The 16,607-nt window shown below is 67.1% G+C and carries 15 protein-coding genes; 8 read left to right on the forward strand and 7 right to left on the reverse strand.

Annotated elements, in window-relative coordinates:
- Positions 1–88: 88 nt before the first annotated feature.
- A complete protein-coding gene (locus ACFX59_RS06680) occupies positions 89–1,030 on the forward strand; it encodes a hypothetical protein (RefSeq protein WP_387430842.1) in 942 nt (313 codons plus the stop codon).
- On the opposite strand, the gene ACFX59_RS06685 is transcribed toward ACFX59_RS06680, so the two are convergent.
- Both ACFX59_RS06685 and map read right to left on the reverse strand, forming a co-directional pair.
- The gene (locus ACFX59_RS06685) at positions 1,027–2,538 is read right to left on the reverse strand and encodes an ABC1 kinase family protein (RefSeq protein ID WP_387430845.1); all 1,512 of its coding nucleotides are present in this window, start codon (positions 2,536–2,538) and stop codon (positions 1,027–1,029) included. The genes ACFX59_RS06680 and ACFX59_RS06685 overlap by 4 nt on opposite strands.
- A 7-nt stretch (positions 2,539–2,545) precedes the next feature.
- On the reverse strand, positions 2,546–3,373 hold the full coding sequence (gene map / locus ACFX59_RS06690; RefSeq protein ID WP_307104535.1) for a type I methionyl aminopeptidase: 828 nt from the start codon (positions 3,371–3,373) through the stop codon (positions 2,546–2,548).
- A gap of 51 nt (positions 3,374–3,424) precedes the next feature.
- On the opposite strand from map, the gene ACFX59_RS06695 reads away from it, so the two are divergent.
- From ACFX59_RS06695 to ACFX59_RS06705, 3 genes are all read left to right on the forward strand, one after another.
- Complete coding sequence (locus tag ACFX59_RS06695) at positions 3,425–4,195, forward strand: competence/damage-inducible protein A (protein WP_387430847.1); 771 nt, start codon at positions 3,425–3,427, stop codon at positions 4,193–4,195.
- 16 nt (positions 4,196–4,211) lie between these two features.
- Positions 4,212–5,195 carry an NAD-dependent epimerase/dehydratase family protein gene (locus ACFX59_RS06700; RefSeq protein ID WP_387430849.1) on the forward strand — a complete coding sequence of 328 codons (984 nt, stop codon included), beginning with the start codon at positions 4,212–4,214 and terminating at the stop codon, positions 5,193–5,195.
- A gap of 132 nt (positions 5,196–5,327) precedes the next feature.
- Positions 5,328–5,831 (forward strand): hypothetical protein, encoded by a 504-nt coding sequence (locus tag ACFX59_RS06705; protein WP_387430851.1) that lies wholly within the window; start codon positions 5,328–5,330, stop codon positions 5,829–5,831.
- A 1-nt stretch (position 5,832) separates the two neighbouring features.
- Here ACFX59_RS06705 and ACFX59_RS06710 read toward each other — a convergent pair whose 3' ends face one another.
- Positions 5,833–7,200, reverse strand: a complete 1,368-nt coding sequence (locus ACFX59_RS06710) for a cellulase family glycosylhydrolase (protein ID WP_387430853.1) — start codon at positions 7,198–7,200, stop codon at positions 5,833–5,835.
- Positions 7,201–7,253: 53 nt separating this feature from the next.
- Entirely contained in the window at positions 7,254–8,642 is a 1,389-nt protein-coding gene (locus tag ACFX59_RS06715) for an exopolysaccharide biosynthesis polyprenyl glycosylphosphotransferase (RefSeq protein WP_309695775.1), read from the reverse strand.
- Between the two features lie 199 nt (positions 8,643–8,841).
- Here ACFX59_RS06715 and ACFX59_RS06720 point away from each other — a divergent pair, with 199 nt between their 5' ends.
- Complete coding sequence (locus ACFX59_RS06720) at positions 8,842–9,915, forward strand: glycosyltransferase family 4 protein (protein ID WP_387430857.1); 1,074 nt, start codon at positions 8,842–8,844, stop codon at positions 9,913–9,915.
- On the opposite strand, the gene ACFX59_RS06725 is transcribed toward ACFX59_RS06720, so the two are convergent.
- Together ACFX59_RS06725 and ACFX59_RS06730 are read right to left on the reverse strand one after the other, a co-directional pair.
- Positions 9,912–11,273 (reverse strand): SGNH/GDSL hydrolase family protein, encoded by a 1,362-nt coding sequence (locus tag ACFX59_RS06725; protein WP_387430860.1) that lies wholly within the window; start codon positions 11,271–11,273, stop codon positions 9,912–9,914. The genes ACFX59_RS06720 and ACFX59_RS06725 overlap by 4 nt on opposite strands.
- A gap of 3 nt (positions 11,274–11,276) precedes the next feature.
- Positions 11,277–11,540: a hypothetical protein gene (locus ACFX59_RS06730; protein ID WP_387430863.1), complete on the reverse strand. Its 264-nt coding sequence runs from the start codon at positions 11,538–11,540 to the stop codon at positions 11,277–11,279.
- Positions 11,541–11,786: 246 nt separating this feature from the next.
- Here ACFX59_RS06730 and ACFX59_RS06735 point away from each other — a divergent pair, with 246 nt between their 5' ends.
- A complete protein-coding gene (locus tag ACFX59_RS06735) occupies positions 11,787–12,320 on the forward strand; it encodes a serine acetyltransferase (RefSeq protein WP_309695769.1) in 534 nt (177 codons plus the stop codon).
- Positions 12,321–12,360: 40 nt separating this feature from the next.
- Positions 12,361–13,581, forward strand: a complete 1,221-nt coding sequence (locus ACFX59_RS06740) for a glycosyltransferase family 4 protein (RefSeq protein ID WP_387430866.1) — start codon at positions 12,361–12,363, stop codon at positions 13,579–13,581.
- Positions 13,582–13,606: 25 nt separating this feature from the next.
- Here the strand turns inward: ACFX59_RS06740 and ACFX59_RS06745 are convergent, their stop codons facing one another.
- Entirely contained in the window at positions 13,607–15,073 is a 1,467-nt protein-coding gene (locus ACFX59_RS06745; protein ID WP_387430869.1) for a hypothetical protein, read from the reverse strand.
- A gap of 320 nt (positions 15,074–15,393) precedes the next feature.
- Between ACFX59_RS06745 and ACFX59_RS06750 the strand changes: the two genes are divergently transcribed.
- Entirely contained in the window at positions 15,394–16,587 is a 1,194-nt protein-coding gene (locus tag ACFX59_RS06750; RefSeq protein WP_309702380.1) for a hypothetical protein, read from the forward strand.
- Positions 16,588–16,607 lie beyond the last annotated feature (20 nt).

Raw genomic sequence — 16,607 nt, forward strand, 5'->3', positions numbered from 1 at the left:
TTTAGCGAGGTGTCGCGGGTTCGTCACTATCGCTGTGTCGAATGATGTGCTGCTATCCGATGGGACCAATTGCGGGGGGCTGAATCCGATGATCCTATCGATGCTGATGGGTGCGGCGCTGGCGGGGGCGCAAATGCCGCCCCGACCCGAGCGGGCGATGCTGGCGGAGGTTCAGCGCCTCTATCGCGGGGCGGGGGATCGGCTGTGGCCGGGATTCGGCAAGGTGCCGCTGGACCTGGTGCTGATCGGCGCGGATCGCGAGACCCTGTTCTGTCACGCGGCGGTCAAGGGCTTTACGGCCGCCGGGCGCGACCCGCTGACGAACTGCCATCTACAGGTCAGGCCTCGCCGGCTGAGCCCCGATCTTGCGGCGGCATATCCTGTGTTTCCCGGCGGCCAGAGCATCGCGATCGGCTATCCCGCGACGCTGGAGATGAGTCCAGCCTATTGGAAAGCCACGATACTTCACGAGGCGTTCCACCTCTATCAATCGCATTTGCCGGGCTATGGCCAGGCCGTGCAGGCTGTCGGCAGATCGCTGCGTTCGTCCGATGGCGGCTGGGTGCTCAACTATCCCTTTCCCTATGCCGATCCAAAGGTCGGGGAGGCCTTCCTCGCCATGGGGGAGGCGGGTCTCGCCTTTCTGACCGCCCCATCGACCGAGCAGCGCCTTGCGGCCAGAAAGGCCTATGTCGCGGCGCGCGAGACGGCGCTGGCGCGGGTCAGCGCCGAAGACCGGCTCTATTACGAATTTCAGGTCGGGCAGGAGGGCGTCGCACGCTGGACCGAACTGACGCTGGCACGGCAGGGGGACGCCGCGATGCGCGCCGATGCGCTCGACCGCTGGACGGGGCTGGCGACGAGCCTGAGGGCGATTCGCGAGCAGGGTTTCAAGACGTGGAAGCGCAGCGCGCTTTATGTCTATGGCGCGATCGAGGCGGAGATGCTCGAACGCTCGGGCGTCGACTGGCGGCAGGCGTATCGCCGCCAGCCCTTCGCGCTCGGCGAACAACTGCGGCGGCTGGATTAACCCAGCCGCATCGCCACCGCGATCGCCACGCCCGACAGGGCCAGCGCGCCCGCGATCCAGCCCGCGCCGGTGCGGATCGCGGCCTCGACCCCTGCGGTCGAGACGGCGGGGGCCTCGCCTTCCAGCTTGCGGGTCGTCGCCCGGATCAGCCGGGGCAGGTCGTCGCCCAGCCGGTCCAGTTCCAGCGCCAGCGCCGCCGCGCGCCGCGTCCAGCGCTCGGGCGAGAGCCGCGCCTCGACGATCCGGGCGCTTGCCCGCCGCAACGCGGCGGACAGGTCGAAATCGGGCTGGATGCCGCTCAACACGCCGTCGATGGTGATCAGCGCCTTGAACAGCAGCAGCATGTCGGGTTGCAGGACGATCCGTTCCTCGCGAAGCACGGGGAAGATATCGGCCAGGATCGCCGCCAGCCGCAACGCGCCGCCGCCATGCCGCGCGACCAGCCGGTCGGCGACCGCCTGGAACCGTTCGGGCGCGATATCGTCGGTTTGCGACCAGTGTCTCAGCGTCTCGGCCAGCAAGGTCGGATCGCTGTTCGCGATCGACTGGGTAAAGGCGATCACCTCTTCGCGGCGACGCGGGCTGACATGGCCGATCAGGCCCAGGTCGAGCAGCGCGATGCGGTTGCCCGGCAGGCAGAGGAGGTTGCCCGGATGCGGGTCCCCATGAAAACGCCCGTTGATCAGCGTCATGTCGAGCACGATGTCCGCCCCCGCCGAGGCGATGGCGGCGGGATCGATCCCCGCCGCTTCCAGCGTCGCGGCATTTCGCGGCGGTACGCCCGCGATGAAGTCCATCACCAGCAGCGTTTCCGAACTGTGCGACCAGTGGATGACCGGCACGACCACGCGCGGTTCGTCCGCGAAATCCTCGCGCAGCCGGTCGGCGTTGCGGCCTTCGTTGGTGAAGTCCAGCTCTTCCAGGATGTCGCGGCCCAGCGCGCGAATCATCCGCATCGCGCCGTATCGACGCGCCTCGGCATTGGCCGCCTCGACCATCGCGGCGATCTGGGTCAGCAGGCGAAGGTCGGCCTCCATGATGGCGCGGATGCCGGGACGGCGGATCTTCAGGACGACCTCGGTCCCGTCGTGGAGCGCCGCGCGGTGGACCTGCGCGATCGATGCGGCGGCCAGCGGTTCGGGATCGAACCGGGCAAAGGCGCTCTCGGGCGGCTCGCCCAGCGCCGCCTCGACCTGATCGCGCAACTGCGCGAAGGGGAGGCGCGGCGCCTCGCTATGCAGTTTTTCGAGTTCGGCGATCCAGTCGGGCGGCAACAGGTCGGCGCGGGTGGCGAGGATCTGGCCCAGCTTGACCCAGACCGGGCCCAGCGCCTCCATGGCCGCGCGCGTCCTGGCGGGCAGGTCGAAGGGCAGGGCATCCGGGTCCCGCCGCGCCGGGTCGAGCCCGATGCGCGCCAGCAACACGTCCAGCCCGAAGCGCGAGGCGGTGGCGATCACCTCGGCCAAGCGGGCGCGGTCGCGTGCCGCAACCCGGATCGCGCCCAGCATGACCGGCTCAGCTATAAGGCGGCTGGGTGAAGCCCGCCGGGCTGAGCGTGAAGATCTCGCAGCCGTCTTCGGTGATGCCGATCGAATGCTCGAACTGCGCTGAGAGCGACCGGTCGCGCGTCACCGCCGTCCAGCCATCGTCGAGCAGCTTCACATCGGGGCGGCCGATATTGATCATCGGCTCGATGGTGAAGATCATGCCGGGCTTCAGCTCGGGGCCGGTGCCGGGGCGACCGACATGGACGACCTCGGGCGCGTCATGGAACAACAGGCCCAGGCCATGGCCGCAGAAATCGCGGACCACGCCGTAACGATGCTTCTCGGCATGGCGCTGGATGGCGTTGGCGACATCGCCCATATGGTTGCCGGGCCGGGCCTGCTCGATGCCCAGCATCAGGCATTCATAGGTAACCTCGACCAGCTTGCGCGCCTTCAGCGGCACGTCGCCGATCAGGTACATGCGGCTGGTGTCGCCATGCCAGCCATCGACGATCGGGGTCACGTCGACATTGACGATATCGCCCGACTTCAGCGTCTTTTCGGACGGAATGCCGTGGCAGACGACATGGTTGATCGAGATGCAGGTCGAATGGGTATAGCCGCGATAGCCCAGCGTCGCGGGCACGCCGCCGCGTTCCAGGATGAACTGGTGGATCAGCCGGTCGATCTCGGCGGTGGCGACGCCCGGCACCATATGGGGCACGAGCATGTCCAGCGTCTCGGCGGCCAGGCGGCCCGCCTTGTGCATGCCATCGAACGCCTCGCGGCCCCACAGCTTGATCGCGCCGGTCCGCCCCTCGGGCGCGTTGGCGGAAACGGTCACATATTCGGTCATGGCCGCGATATAGCGTGGCATCGCGGCTTTTGCGAGGCTATGTCCGGCACCATGCAAGCCGACCCCGCCTCCGAGCGTATCTGGACCGCCGCGCTGATCGTCATCGGCGACGAAATCCTCTCTGGCCGCACCCAGGACCGCAACATCGCGCAACTGGCGACCTGGCTGAACGTGCAGGGCATCCGGCTGGCCGAGGTGCGGGTCGTCGCCGACCAGCCGGATGCTATCGCCGAGGCGGTCAACACGCTGCGCGCGCGCAACGACTATCTCTTCACCACCGGCGGGATCGGCCCGACGCATGACGACATCACGGTCGATGCGATCGCGGCGGCGCTGGGCGTGGCGGTGATCGAACATCCCGAGGCGCGGGCGATTCTGGAGGATTATTACACCACGCGCGGCGGCGTGACCCCGGCCCGCGCGCGGATGGCGCGGACGCCGGAGGGGGCCTCGCTGATCCCCAACCGCGTGTCGGGCGCGCCGGGCATCCGGATCGGCAATATCTTCATCATGGCGGGCGTGCCGCATATCACGGCGGGGATGCTCGATGCGCTGACCGGCACGCTGGAGGGCGGGCGGCCGGTCGTGTCGGGCACGGTCGGCTGCTGGGTGGGGGAGAGCGAGGTGGCCGATCTGCTCCGCGCGACCGAAAAGGCGCATGAGGGCGTCGCCATCGGCAGCTATCCCTTTTTCCGCGAAGGCCGGACCGGCGCCAATTTCGTCGTGCGCAGCCCCGACCCAGCGCTGATGGAGACGTGCCTGGCCGATCTAATCTGCGCGCTGCAGGCGACGGGGCGCGACGTGGTGCCGGGCGGCATCTGACCCGGTGGCGGCGGCAATGCGCGGGAACGCACCCATTCTCGTCACGGGTGTAGCCGGGTTCATCGGTCACGCCACTGCTCACCGGCTGCTCGACCGCGGCGAGACGGTGATCGGTGTCGACATCGTCAACGACTATTACGACCCGGCGCTGAAGCAGGCCCGGCTCGCGACCTTCGAGGGGCGAGAGGGCTTCGCGTTCCACCGGATGGACGTGGCCGATGCCGAGGCGGTCGCCGGTCTGGTCCGCGAACGGGGCGTCACCCGCGTCGTCCATCTCGCCGCGCAGGCGGGGGTGCGGTACAGCATCGCCAATCCCTTCGCCTATGAACGCTCCAACCTGGCCGGACATCTGGCGGTGATGGAGGCGTGTCGCCATGCACCCGGCTTCGCCCATCTCGTCTATGCCTCGTCCAGTTCGGTCTATGGCGACAAGCCGATGGGCGGGCAGGGGTTTCGCGAGGACGAACCCGCCGCCAGCCCCGTCTCGCTCTATGCCGCGACCAAGCGCGCCTGCGAGCTGATGAGCCAGTCCTATGCCGCGCTCTATCGCTTTCCGCAGACGGGATTGCGATTCTTCACCGTCTATGGCCCCTGGGGGCGGCCCGACATGGCCTATTTCTCGTTCACCGACCGGATCATGGCGGGCCAGCCGATCGAGGTTTACGGGGAAGGGCGGATGGCGCGCGACTTCACCTATATCGACGACATCGTCGACGGCATCATCGGCGCGCTCGACCGTCCGCCCGAGACGGGGGAACACCGCATATTGAATATCGGCGGCAGCCATCCGGTCGGGCTGATGGAGATGATCGCGACGCTGGAACGCGCGCTGGGCCGCGAGGCGGTGAAGATCATGAAGCCGATGCAGCCGGGGGACGTGACGGCGACCTATGCCGATGTCTCGCGGCTCCACGCGCTGACCGGATATGCCCCGCGCGTTCGATTGCAGGAGGGGCTCGGCCGCTTCGCCGACTGGTATCGCGGCTATTTCCGGGTCTGATCGATTGCCGGTCCGGCAGCATTCTGCCGAAATCCGGCAATGTCAGTGCCGATTTAAAGCATTTGGAAACGAATTTCGTCCTATACGCGCAACGGACCGTCGACGGGGCGGTGAGCGTGAGGAAGAGATAGCGTGGGCATCCCCGAGAATATCGCGTGGCAGGACCCGACCGAGCGTCGCGAGGAAGTCCGCGTGCCGATCCAGCGCGAAGGCACCGTCCGTGTCGCCGACGACGGCGATTCGCTGCCCATCCTGATCTCGAACCTCCATCGCGAGGGCTGTCGGATCGACGGCTCGGTAGAGCTTTCGGTCAACCAGACCGTGATGATCGGCATTCCCGGCATCGGCCTGCGTGAAGCGCGGGTAAAATGGAAGAATGACGGGGCATATGGTGCCTGTTTCCTCCGCCCGCTGCCTGCGGGCAGCGTCGGCTCGGCGCTGGCCGACAATGTCCATGCGCTGACGGGGGCGCCGTCGCCCGTGTCGCATGCCCAGGTCCGAATCATGCCGATCGCCGGCCGTGGCGAATCGGTCGAGGAAAAATGGTCGCCCCGCGCCCGTCTCGCGCTGTTCGTCGCGATGACCTTCGTCGGCGGCACGATGATGGTCTCGCTCGCCGATCTGCTGCTCAGCTGAGCTATTGCCGTTCGAAGCGCGGCGCGGTCGCCTTCGCCGCGCCGAGTGCGATCACGACCGGGCGATAGCCGACCGGCACCGCCGCGCCCTGCCCAGCTTGCCCGCAGATCGGGCGATAGCGCACCGACCCCGAGAATTTCAGCACGAGCCGATCGTCCGGCGCGTCGGTCCAGACGATCATCTTCGAACCCTCCGCCCCGTCGACGCGCAGGGCGGTGATGCCCGGCTGCGACCGGTCCACCCGCCAGGCCTTGCCCGCCGACGCCAGCGCCGTCGCCTCGCGCACCGCACAGGCGGCGGGCTTCGGGCGATAATCATAGGTGTAGAGGCCGAAATTATCCTCCATCTCGCTCGGACGCCGTCCCTGATCCTTCAGCTGATAGACCCAGACGCCGCCCATCCACGGCGTCGCGGCCGACCATAGCAGGAATTGCGCGACGTTGTCCGCCGCGCGCTCGGGCGCGATATCGCCGCAGGGGCCGCCCGTGGTGGTCGGCCAGCCCAGCTCGGTGACATAAATGGGCAGCGCATGGCCGTCGGTCGTCGGCAGCGCGCGGTGCAGCGCCTCGATCTGGCCGATCGCATCGGCGCCGGTCCGCTTCGCCACCGGCTCGCACTGGTTGTAATAATGGACCGACAGCGCGCTGGCCCCGGCCAGCCCGCCATTGGCGGCGACCGAGCGGACCCAGGCCCAGCCCTTGTCCTCGCCCGCCGCGCCGACCAGGATCATGGCCTTGGGATCGACCGCGCGGATCGCGCGCGTGGCCTGATTGGCGAGCCGGGCATAGTTGATGCCCGAACGCGGATCGTCGGCGGTGCCCGCCCCGCGCAGCATCCCGCGCTCGGGCGCGGCGTTCAGATTCCACTCGTTCCAGATTTCGTAAAGCGGCTGGCGCGCTTCGGTGACGCGCACCGCGTCCTGGTTGAAGGCGGCAAAGGCACGCCGCGCCGTATCGGATACCGGCGCCTTGCCGCCATCGACGGCGGGGTGGGTATAGGTGAGGATCCACAGTGGCCGCGCGCGGGTGGCGGCGACCATCGCCTGTTGCCGGGGCGAGATGTCACCGGGAACCGCCAGCCCCTTCTGCTTGAAGGCGACCCAGGGGATGTCGTCGCGGAACGAGGCGACGCCCAGCTCGTCGATCGCCCTGGCGGTGGGGGCGGGCTCATAGCCGAATTGGCCGCCGATCCCGAAATGCACGCCCACCCCGACGATCAGCGGCGTGGCGCGTCTGGTCAGCGGGCCGTCGGGCAGCGTGCCCGCCGCCTGTCCCGAGCAGGCGGACTGGGTCCCGACCAGCAGGGTGGCACAGGCCAGCACACGGCCGCCAAGCCGAAGCAGCGATGCGGGGGATGATCGTCGTTTCACGTGGTGTCTCCCTCGTTGTCCAACGGCGCCCCCCGGCGCGACCGGCTTTCCCGTCAATAGGCGTTCTTGTGCACCAGAACCGCGGCCGTGCGGAACAGGATCGAGATGTCCCGTGCCAGGCTCCAGCCGTGCAGATATTCCAGATCGGCGCGCAGGCGGTTCTTCAGGTCGACGTCGCGGTGCGTCGCGCCCCGGAAGCCGCGCACCTGCGCCAGTCCGGTGATGCCGGGCTTCAGCGCGTGACGCTGCCAATATTGGCGGTCGACCTCCCAGAACAGCTGGTCCCCGGCGAGCGAGCCCAGCGCGTGCGGACGCGGGCCGACCAGGCTCATGTCGCCCAGCAGGACGTTCAGCAGCTGCGGCAGCTCGTCGATGCTCGTCTTACGGATGAAGCCGCCGACGCGGGTGATCCGCTTGTCGTCGCGCGAGGCCGAGGTGTTGCCCTTGGCATCGCTGCTCTCGACCCGCATCGAACGGAATTTCAGGATGTGGAAGATGCGGTTGCCGCGCCCGATCCGTTCCTGGCGGAACAGCACGGGACCCGGCGAGTCGAGCTTCACTGCCAGCGCGATCAGCAGCAGCATCGGGGTCAGCGCGATGACCAGCGGCACGGTGATCAGCAGATCGAGCATGCGCTTCTTGAACATGTCGCGGTAGCTGAGCGGCCCCTGCGCCACGACCAAGGTCTGGCGCCCCTTGAAATCAGTCAGCCCGAGCACGCCGAGCGAGCCGAAGCCGGGGATCAGGATCTCGCCGTCCACCGCCGCGCCGCGCAGCAGCAGCGCCCAGTCATGCTGGCGATTGGGGGCGCAGCGGACGACCACGCGCTCATATTTCGCCAGCAGCTCGGCCAGACGGTGGAGCATATAGGGGTTTTCGAGATCGGGCTCGACCCCCGCCTCCTTGGAGAAGACGGTGTCGCACAGCTGCGGCTCGGACCATTCCTCACGCGTCTTGTCGTCGACGATCAGCAGTTCGGCAACCAGCTTCGGCGCGGCGGTCGGGCGGACCATGATGACCAGCGTCATGCGCATCGCCGCCATGAAGACCGCGCTGCTCGCCATGCCGATCGCCAGCGCGACGCGCGACAGTTCGGGCCCGGCCTTGAAGAAGAAGATCAGCGTCATCGCCGCGAAGAAGGTGATCGCCAGCGGCGTCAGCGACCGGCGCAGCGAGATCGTCCCGCTGGTCAGGGCGTCGCGGCCATAGGCCTCGCTGTTGAACGCGATGATCAGGTAGATGGGCAGGATCGGATAGGCCAGGTCGATGCCGCTGAACGACAGCCACTGGCCGTCGCGGAACAGGCTGGCCACCAGAAAGCCCAGGCTGATCGCGATCACGTCGATCATCATCAGCGCGACATACAGCCGGATGCGGACGTTCCGCCGGTGGATAGCCCCGGCGAGCGACATTTCATCCGTCAGCGCTGTCGCGAAACTCATCGTATTCTGATTTCCCATAGCCGGCATAAGGACGCTCCGCCGCTGTCCAGGCATGTGATGGCTAGCCCGGTTCATCCGGGCCAGCAATCTGCTTTCGCACCTGCAACATAGCTGTTACGACCGTTCAACAGATTATGAGCACGGGGTACCGACAGCTCTCTGAAAACCCGGTCCGGGTCGTATCAAATGGAACCAAGTCATGACGAAGATCTACGTGAACGGCCGGTTCCTCGGCCGGACGATGACCGGGGTCGAACGCTTCGCCTTCATGGTGCTGGACCGCGTCCATGCGCGGATCGTTTCGGGCGCGGAGCCCGCACGGTGGACGCTCCTCCTGCCGCCTGGGGTTGAAAAGCCTGTGCAATGGACTGGTTTCGCGGCAAAAAACGTCGGAAGCCGGGGTGGCCATTTCTGGGAGCAGGCGACGCTGCCAGGCGCCGCGCGGGACGGGGTGCTGGTCAATCTGTGCAATTCGGGGCCGGTCCTGCCGCGCCGGTCGCTGACCGTCATTCACGACGCGCTTGTCTATGACATGCCGGGCAATTTTTCGCGCCCCTACCGGCTGCTTCACCAGAGTTTGGGGCGCCTTCTGTCCCGTCGATCCCATCTTGGGACGGTTTCGATGTTCTCGCGTGACAGATTGTCGGCGGTGCTCAAGGTTCCGGCGGACGCCATCCCGGTCATCCCCAATGCCGCCGATCATATTGATGCGATCGCCCCCGACGACACGGTGCTGAACGCGCTCGACGTCGAGCGTGGCCGCTATCTGCTGTTTGTCGGATCCTTCGCGCCCAACAAGAACCTGCCGCGCGCGCTGGAGGCGTTCGCGCGGATCCGGCGGCCCGAGGATCGGCTGGTGCTGGTCGGTGCGGCGGTGCGGTCCTTCGCGCAGAACGGGCTGGGCGACGTGCCGCCCGAGGGCGTCGTGCTGCCCGGCCGGATCAGCGATGCGGCGCTCATGAGCCTTTATCGCTCGGCGCGGGCGCTGGTCTTTCCCAGCCTTTACGAAGGGTTCGGCATCCCGCCGCTGGAGGCGATGCGGTTCGGCCGCCCGGTGATCGCGGGCGACATTCCCCCGGTGCGCGAGGTGTGCGGCGACGCCGCGCTCTATTGCGATCCGAAGTCGGTCGAAGCGATCGCGACGGCGATGCAGACGATGCTGCGCGACGATGCCGTGCATGCCGATCTGGCCGGCAAAGTCAGCGCGCGCAGTCGACAGTTCAGCTGGGATGCCAGCGCCGATGCCCTGCTGCGCGCGCTGAAGGCGGTCTAGGCCGCCGTCACCCGGCGGCGAAGCCCCATCTGCCGGACGATCACTGTCGCATTGCCCGCCGCCAGCGCGGAGACGCGAAGCGTCGCGATCAGATAGGGATAGGGGCCGCTCGACGCCGGGACGATGGCGGGGCGGGTGCGCAGGGTCATCAGCGCGGGGTCGTTGATCCCCTGATCATTGGCGCCGTTCGGATTGCTCATGTCCTGCGATCCGAAGGCCGTGCCGTTGGAGCCCATGCTGGCCCCCGCCAGTTCCAGGGTGATCGACTGGAGCGATGCGGGAGCGGTGACCAGTTCGACGAGCGCGAAGCCCTCCAGTTCGTCGCCCGGCCGCAGATTGGCGTGATATTGCCCGCCGACCGTGCCGGGCAAGGTCTGCTCCAGCCGGAAATTGCCCGCGCCGCCAAAGCTGATCGCCGCTTGGACTCCGTTGCCGATGCCGTCGGGATTGGCGACGTTCGACAAGCTGGCCGAGCCGCCGCCGTTGCTCATCGCGGCGGTCCAGCCCAAGGGCGCATCGCCCGTCACTCCGTTGCCCGCCGTCCCGCCGGTCGTCGTGGTGAACAGATGGTTGGTCAGGATCTGGCGACGGCCATTGGCGGGCGTGTCGATTACCCCGCTCGACAGCACCGGGCGCGGGGGCACGATCCGCGCGAGCAGCGCCGCCAGGCTCTTGCCGTGCCAATAGGCCCCGCGCGCATTCATATGGATGCCGTCATAGGAATAGCCCGAGCGAAAGGTCGGCGTCGTCGCCCCGGCCTGCATCACCACGGGATAGGCGTCATGGACATGGATGCCGGGCGTCCGTTCGGCATAGTCGGCGATCAGGTGGCGCAGCTGGACCAGCGCCGCGATCTTCTCTCCGCTGGTCAGGCTCGATCCGCCGACCTCATTTTCCAGGACCACGGTCATTCCAGCGGCGCAGGCGGTATCGGCGATCAGCCTCAGGTCCCGCATCGTGACGGCGGCGACCGTGTCGATCGTCACCGTCTCGCCGGTGACCGCGTGATTATAGGTAAATCCCGTCGCGACTTGGCCGATATTGTTGATACCGCCCTGCACATAGAGCAGCCCCGCGCCGGTCGCGATCGCGGCGGGCAGCCGCGCCAGCATCTGGTCGGTCCGGTCGCCGCTGACGCCGAACGTATCCCCGATCGTCATATTGTGGCCAAGCAGCGCATTGGCCCAGTTGATCGGCGACCGCGCGCAGCGGTTGCGGCGGCCGAAGTCGAGATAGATGATCGCCACCCGGCTGTCGCCGAGCGCAGTCAGTTGCTTGGTCAACCGCCGGTCGGGGCTGACATTCAGGCGGGCCAGCCGCGACAGGCCGACCCCGATGCTGCCAGAGGCATATCCCATCGCTCAGGCCTCCGCAATCAGGTTGGCGGCGGTGGTGCCGGTGGCGCGGACATAGGCGGCGTGCACCGCGATGTAGCTGGCGTCGGGCAGATTGCGATAGGTGACGTCGACCGCGCCATCGATCCCGCGAAGCGTCACGTCGCCGCCGACGCCGACGTAAATGCCCTTGGGAATCTGCGGCAGGGGCTGGGTATCGCTGGGCGTGACGGGGAAGGGCGCGCGCGAGGGGCTGTTCACCGTGTCGATGATGCTGCGTGGATCGGCCATGCAAAGACTCTCCCATCGGAGCGGACGGGATCGTCCGCTCCATGGTTGTTCCAGTTATGTTCCAATTTTCATGTAGGACAGCGAAATTTTCGGCACGCCCGTCCGTGACGGTGCGTTTCAGCCCGACTTCGCCATGCTGCGCCGCAAAATGGTACAGCCTGCCCCGGTCGCGACCGCTATACCCTTTCGATCCAACCCGCTACGCAGCGGCGTTGTCTCCACGTCGATGCCATCAAGAGGATCAAGGTGAACGGATTTCTACGATCGGTCTGCCGCGACCTTCACCGCTATGCCCATTTCGAGCAGACGCGGCCGTCATTCGCCTTTGCGGTTCGCATGGTGCTGCTGACCCAGGGGTTCCAGTTCGTGCTGGCGCGCCGCATCCAGGATCTGATCGTGCGGATCCCGGTCGCCGGGCGGCCGCTGCGCCGGGTCTGGTGGTGGTGGACCTGCCGCCGCTTCGGTGCGGAGATCGCGATCGGTGCGACGGTGGGCGACGGGCTCTATATCCCGCACCCCTATGGCATCGTGGTGGGCGTCTGCACCATCGGCGAGGATGTCGCGATCCTTCAGAACGTCACCATCGGCGCGCGCGGGCCCGAAGCGCCCAGCCAGGCGGTGATCGGGCGGGGCAGCTATCTGTCGGCCGGATCGGTGCTGGTCGGTGCGATCACGCTGGGCGAGGGCGCGGTGATCGGCGCGAATGCGGTCGTCCTGACCGATGTGCCCGCCCGCGCCACCGCCGTGGGCATTCCCGCCCGGATCATCACGCGCGGCTGACGCCTTCGCCTCGCCCGCCGACTTTCCAGAGGATTACCCCATGCGTATCCTGAGCATCACGGCCTTCTACACCCCTTTCGTCATCGGCGGCGCGGAGATGTGCGCGCAGAACCTGACCGACTGGTTCGTCGCCAACGGGCATGAGGCGGCGGTGCTGACCGCCGCGCCGACCCCGGCGGACGAGCAATGGGGCGCGGACAAGGACGGCTACAAGGTCTATCGCGTCAGCACGCCGCACCTCTATCCGGTCGCCGCGACCAACCAGCAACCGGGCTGGAAGAAGCCGATCTGGCACATGCAGGACATTCTCGATCCCCGCAACGAGGCGGTGTTCGACCGGGTGATCGCCGAGTTCAAGCCCGACTTCATCCATATCCACTGGATTCAAGGGCTGGGCTATAACGGGCTGAAGGTCATTGCCCGGCACGGCATCCCGACTGCGATCACGCTGCATGATCTGGCGCTGGCCTGCGTCCGGACGACGATGTTCCGCGGCATCGACGAATGCGCCGGGCAATGCGGGACGTGCAAGTTCAGCGCGAAGGTGAAGATGGGCTATCTGCGCCAGCTGCCCCGCCTGGGCTTCATCTCGCCGTCTCAGGCCAATCTCGACCGGGTGGCCGAGCTGTTGCCGATCGACGATTACCCGAAGTTCCATATCCTTAACCCTAACCGCTATCCGGCCCCGACGGTGCGCCATTCGCCGCAGGCCAGGACCCGGCTGCTCTTCGTCGGGCGCCTGGAGGAAACCAAGGGAATCAACTTCCTGCTCGGCATCCTCGACACGCTGTCGAAGGATTTCGATTTCCATCTGACCGTGCTGGGCAAGGGCCCCGAGGAACCGCGCCTGCGCGAGCAATATGGCCATCACGACTGGCTGGAGCTGAAGGGCCATGTGCCGCAGCAGGAGGTGTCGGACATCATGGCGACCAGCGACCTGCTGATCACGCCGTCGCTCTGGGCGGAGAATTCGCCCGGCGTGGTGATCCAGGCTCTGGCCAACGGCCTGCCGGTGATGGGCAGCGACAAGGGCGGCCTGCCCGAGCTGATCCAGCCGGGCGAGAACGGAATGCTGGTGCCGCCGGGCGACGAGGCGCTGTGGCGCGCGGCGATCACCGATGTGCTGCGCTACCCCGAAAAAATGGCGGCGCTGCGCGAAAGCACGATCCGTTCGGCCGACCGTTTCGACTATGACCGGCTGGGCCGACAGATCATGGCGGCGCTGGAACACATCGCCGCGCAACCGGCCCGCGCAGCCTGATCGCTCAGGAGCGCGGGGCCGCGGGTCAGAGCAGCCGGGCGTTGACCCCCAGTCGGCTGACGCCGGGTACGTCGATGACGACCGGCATCTCGCCGACCGTGACGGTGCGGTCGGCCGTCCCCGCCGTCGCCGACTGGCAGAGCGTGCGCGTGGTATAGGCCGCGGTGCCGCCCACGGTCAGGCGGCCGGTCCGTCCGGCCAGGCTGCTCCACGCAATGACCTGAAGCCCCTGCGGCGTCGCCGCGCGCACCACGGTCAGGCCCGATCCGACCTGTTGCACCGACATGGCGGTGGCGTTGCGGACGATCTGCGCCGCTTCGCTGAAACCGCACAGCGCGGGCTTGGCGTTGCCCGCCGCGTCGTACAGCCCGAAATGATGCTCCAGATCGTTGGCGTTGGTGCCCGAGTCCTTCAGTTCGTAGATCCAGCTTCCCGCGACCCAGGGCAGGGCGGCAGTGTGGAGCAGGAATTGCGGCACGCTGGTCGCGACGACCGAACTGGCCACCGAACAGGACAGCGATCCGCCCGGCCAGCCCCATTCGGAGATGTAGATGGGCGGCGTCTGCCCGCCGGTGACGGATGCCAGACGGGTCTGAAGCTGATAAAGACGCGCGATCGCCGCCGTCGCGGTGCGCAGGTCGGTGCGTTCGCACTGGTTGTAGAGGTGGACCGACACCCCGTCCGCCCGTTTGGCCGCGCCGCGTGCGACCGCATCGGCGATCCAGTCCCAGCTGGGGTCGCTGCCGCCCGCGCCGACGATCACCTTGGTATCGGGCGTGCTGTCCTTGATCGCGGCGACGGTGTCGCTGGCCAGCGCCGCATAATAGCGTGCGGCGCGGACATCGCCTTCCTCGCCCGCGGTCATCAGCATCGGCTTGTCGGGCGCGGCGGTGACGTTCCACTCGTTCCAGATCTCGTACATCGCATTGCGACCCGCCGTCGCCGCGACGGCGCGCTTGGCGAAGGCGACGAAGGCGGCGCGACCGGCGGCGCTGATCGGCGGCCAGCTTTCGGGGATGAAGGGATTGCCGTTGGTCAGGATGAACATCGGCCGCGCGCTGGTCTGCTTCAGGAAGCCGCTGATCGCGGGCGCCAGGTGCGAACCGTTGACGTCCCAGTCGGGCGCGAAGTCGTTCCAGAAGATGTCGTCGCGAAACGCGGTGACATTGGCCGCCTTCATCCACTGGGTGGTGGTGGCCGCGTCATAGCCGGACTTGCTGGCATAGGCGAAATGGGTCGCCACGCCGATCTCATAGGGCGTCGACCGGGCGGACAGGTCCCCGGCACCGAAGATGATGGCAGTGGCGCCCGGATCGCTGGCCAGCGCGGTGGCGTCCGCCGAGGCGGAGCCGGTCGGCGTCGGGGTGGCGGTGGGTGTCGGCGTCGGTGTCGGGCCCGTGACCACGCTCACCGCGCCCGATGACGTGGAACCGCCCCCGCCGCCGCATGCGGCCATCAGGGGAAGGAGGAGCAGAGCAAAATGGGCACGCATGACAAAGCCTTGCTAGGTTTCATCACCTTGTAGGCCGCGCATGATGCAGCTTGGTTAAGTCCACTGGTTAATGCCGGATTCACCGGGATTTTGCGGTTATCCAGAAAATCGATTTGGTTCCCTGTCGAGGAGATAATTTCGACCTGTCCCATTTTTGCCGCGTTGCAACAAAACCGCCCCTTTTGGGACAGTGCTCGGGCTTGACCGGTGATAGGGGAAAGGGCACCGCAGGTCGTTGTTGGTTGGGTAAACGTAACGAGGGCACGAGCAGGATGCTGCAAAGCGGTGACATTTTGCGGCTGCCATCACGGCCTGTCTGCATGGGATTTGCCGCGATCGCCTTATGGTGCGTCGGCGGTGCCGCCCATGCGCAGGACGAGCGGCTGGGCGTTCCCCTGGTGCCGGTCCTGCCGGTCGCGCGGCCGGTCGTCGCCGATCCCGGCCTGTCGTTAACCACCTCGGCCGAAGCGGCCTATGACGACAATATCTTCCGCACCAATTCGAGGCGGACGCCGTCGGTGGACGACTTCATCCTGACGCCGGGCGTGCGCGGCGTATATTGGCGGCAGGTCGGGTTGAACGACGTGCGGGTCGATGCCGATCTGGCCTATAGCTTCTTCACGCTGAACCCGGATCGAAGCCGGGGTCGCGCCGACCTGCATGGCAGCGGGACGTTCCGGGTCGCGGGCGTGTGCCAGATCCAGCCCGATGCGCGCATCCTGCGGCAGCAATCGGACTATGGCGACATCAACGCGGCGCGCGACAATTTCCAGACGGTCAGCAATCTGTCGCTTCGCGTCAGCTGCCCGCGCACCGTCGGCTTCTATCCCGTGGCGGATATCAGCCGCCGGACGACGACGAACAGCACGGCCTTCGACTTTGCCGACCTGCGCAGCGTCTCGTTGCTCGGCGGCATCGGCTATAGCCGCCCGAGCATCGGTCAGGCGGTGCTCTATTATCGCCATTTGAACAGCGAGCGTCCGACGATCAACGTCACTAACCGGGCCGAGCAGGTCGGGGTGACCTTCCACCGCGCGGTGGTCAGCCGTGTGACGCTGGACCTGGACCTCAGCTATCTCGACGTGACGTCGCGCGGGGCGAATGTGCGGCCCTATCGCGGGCCGGGCTGGGACGCCAAGCTCGAACTCAAGCCGGTTCCCGCCGCCTCCTTCTCGGTCGAGACGGAGCGCCGGATCGTCAACGACTCGCTGGTCCCGGCCGGTTTCGCCGTGCAGACCGATGTCCAGCTGGCGAGCGAGCTGCGCTTCGCCGAGCGGACGCGCTTTCGGGCCGGTGCCATATTGGGGCATCGCAACTTTCGGGGCGACCCGCTCGTCATTGCCTCGCCCTTCGCGAAGGACGATTTTCAGTCCTACTCGCTGGGCGTGACACGCCAGCTCGGCGAGCGTCTGAACCTGAACCTGGACGGGCAGTATAGCAATCGCAACACGGATACGGGTGTGAACGAATATCACTTCACCCGCCTTGTTGCCGGAGTTTCCTATCGTTTCTGATCGGTCTTCCAAGACCGGCC

It is taken from the genome of Sphingomonas sp. NCPPB 2930 (genome assembly GCF_042867205.1).
GTDB lineage: Bacteria > Pseudomonadota > Alphaproteobacteria > Sphingomonadales > Sphingomonadaceae > Sphingomonas.

What these genes read in the sequence shown, in the direction of transcription:
- ACFX59_RS06745 (WP_387430869.1), bottom strand. Translation starts at nt 15,073, where the DNA reads ATGCGTGCCCATTTTGCTCTGCTCCTCCTTCCCCTGATGGCCGCATGC.
- ACFX59_RS06700 (WP_387430849.1), top strand. Translation starts at nt 4,212, where the DNA reads ATGCGCGGGAACGCACCCATTCTCGTCACGGGTGTAGCCGGGTTCATC.
- ACFX59_RS06680 (WP_387430842.1), top strand. Translation starts at nt 89, where the DNA reads ATGATCCTATCGATGCTGATGGGTGCGGCGCTGGCGGGGGCGCAAATG.
- ACFX59_RS06695 (WP_387430847.1), top strand. Translation starts at nt 3,425, where the DNA reads ATGCAAGCCGACCCCGCCTCCGAGCGTATCTGGACCGCCGCGCTGATC.
- map (WP_307104535.1), bottom strand. Translation starts at nt 3,373, where the DNA reads ATGACCGAATATGTGACCGTTTCCGCCAACGCGCCCGAGGGGCGGACC.
- ACFX59_RS06685 (WP_387430845.1), bottom strand. Translation starts at nt 2,538, where the DNA reads ATGCTGGGCGCGATCCGGGTTGCGGCACGCGACCGCGCCCGCTTGGCC.
- ACFX59_RS06715 (WP_309695775.1), bottom strand. Translation starts at nt 8,642, where the DNA reads ATGAGTTTCGCGACAGCGCTGACGGATGAAATGTCGCTCGCCGGGGCT.
- ACFX59_RS06725 (WP_387430860.1), bottom strand. Translation starts at nt 11,273, where the DNA reads ATGGGATATGCCTCTGGCAGCATCGGGGTCGGCCTGTCGCGGCTGGCC.
- ACFX59_RS06740 (WP_387430866.1), top strand. Translation starts at nt 12,361, where the DNA reads ATGCGTATCCTGAGCATCACGGCCTTCTACACCCCTTTCGTCATCGGC.
- ACFX59_RS06750 (WP_309702380.1), top strand. Translation starts at nt 15,394, where the DNA reads ATGGGATTTGCCGCGATCGCCTTATGGTGCGTCGGCGGTGCCGCCCAT.
- ACFX59_RS06730 (WP_387430863.1), bottom strand. Translation starts at nt 11,540, where the DNA reads ATGGCCGATCCACGCAGCATCATCGACACGGTGAACAGCCCCTCGCGC.
- ACFX59_RS06720 (WP_387430857.1), top strand. Translation starts at nt 8,842, where the DNA reads ATGACGAAGATCTACGTGAACGGCCGGTTCCTCGGCCGGACGATGACC.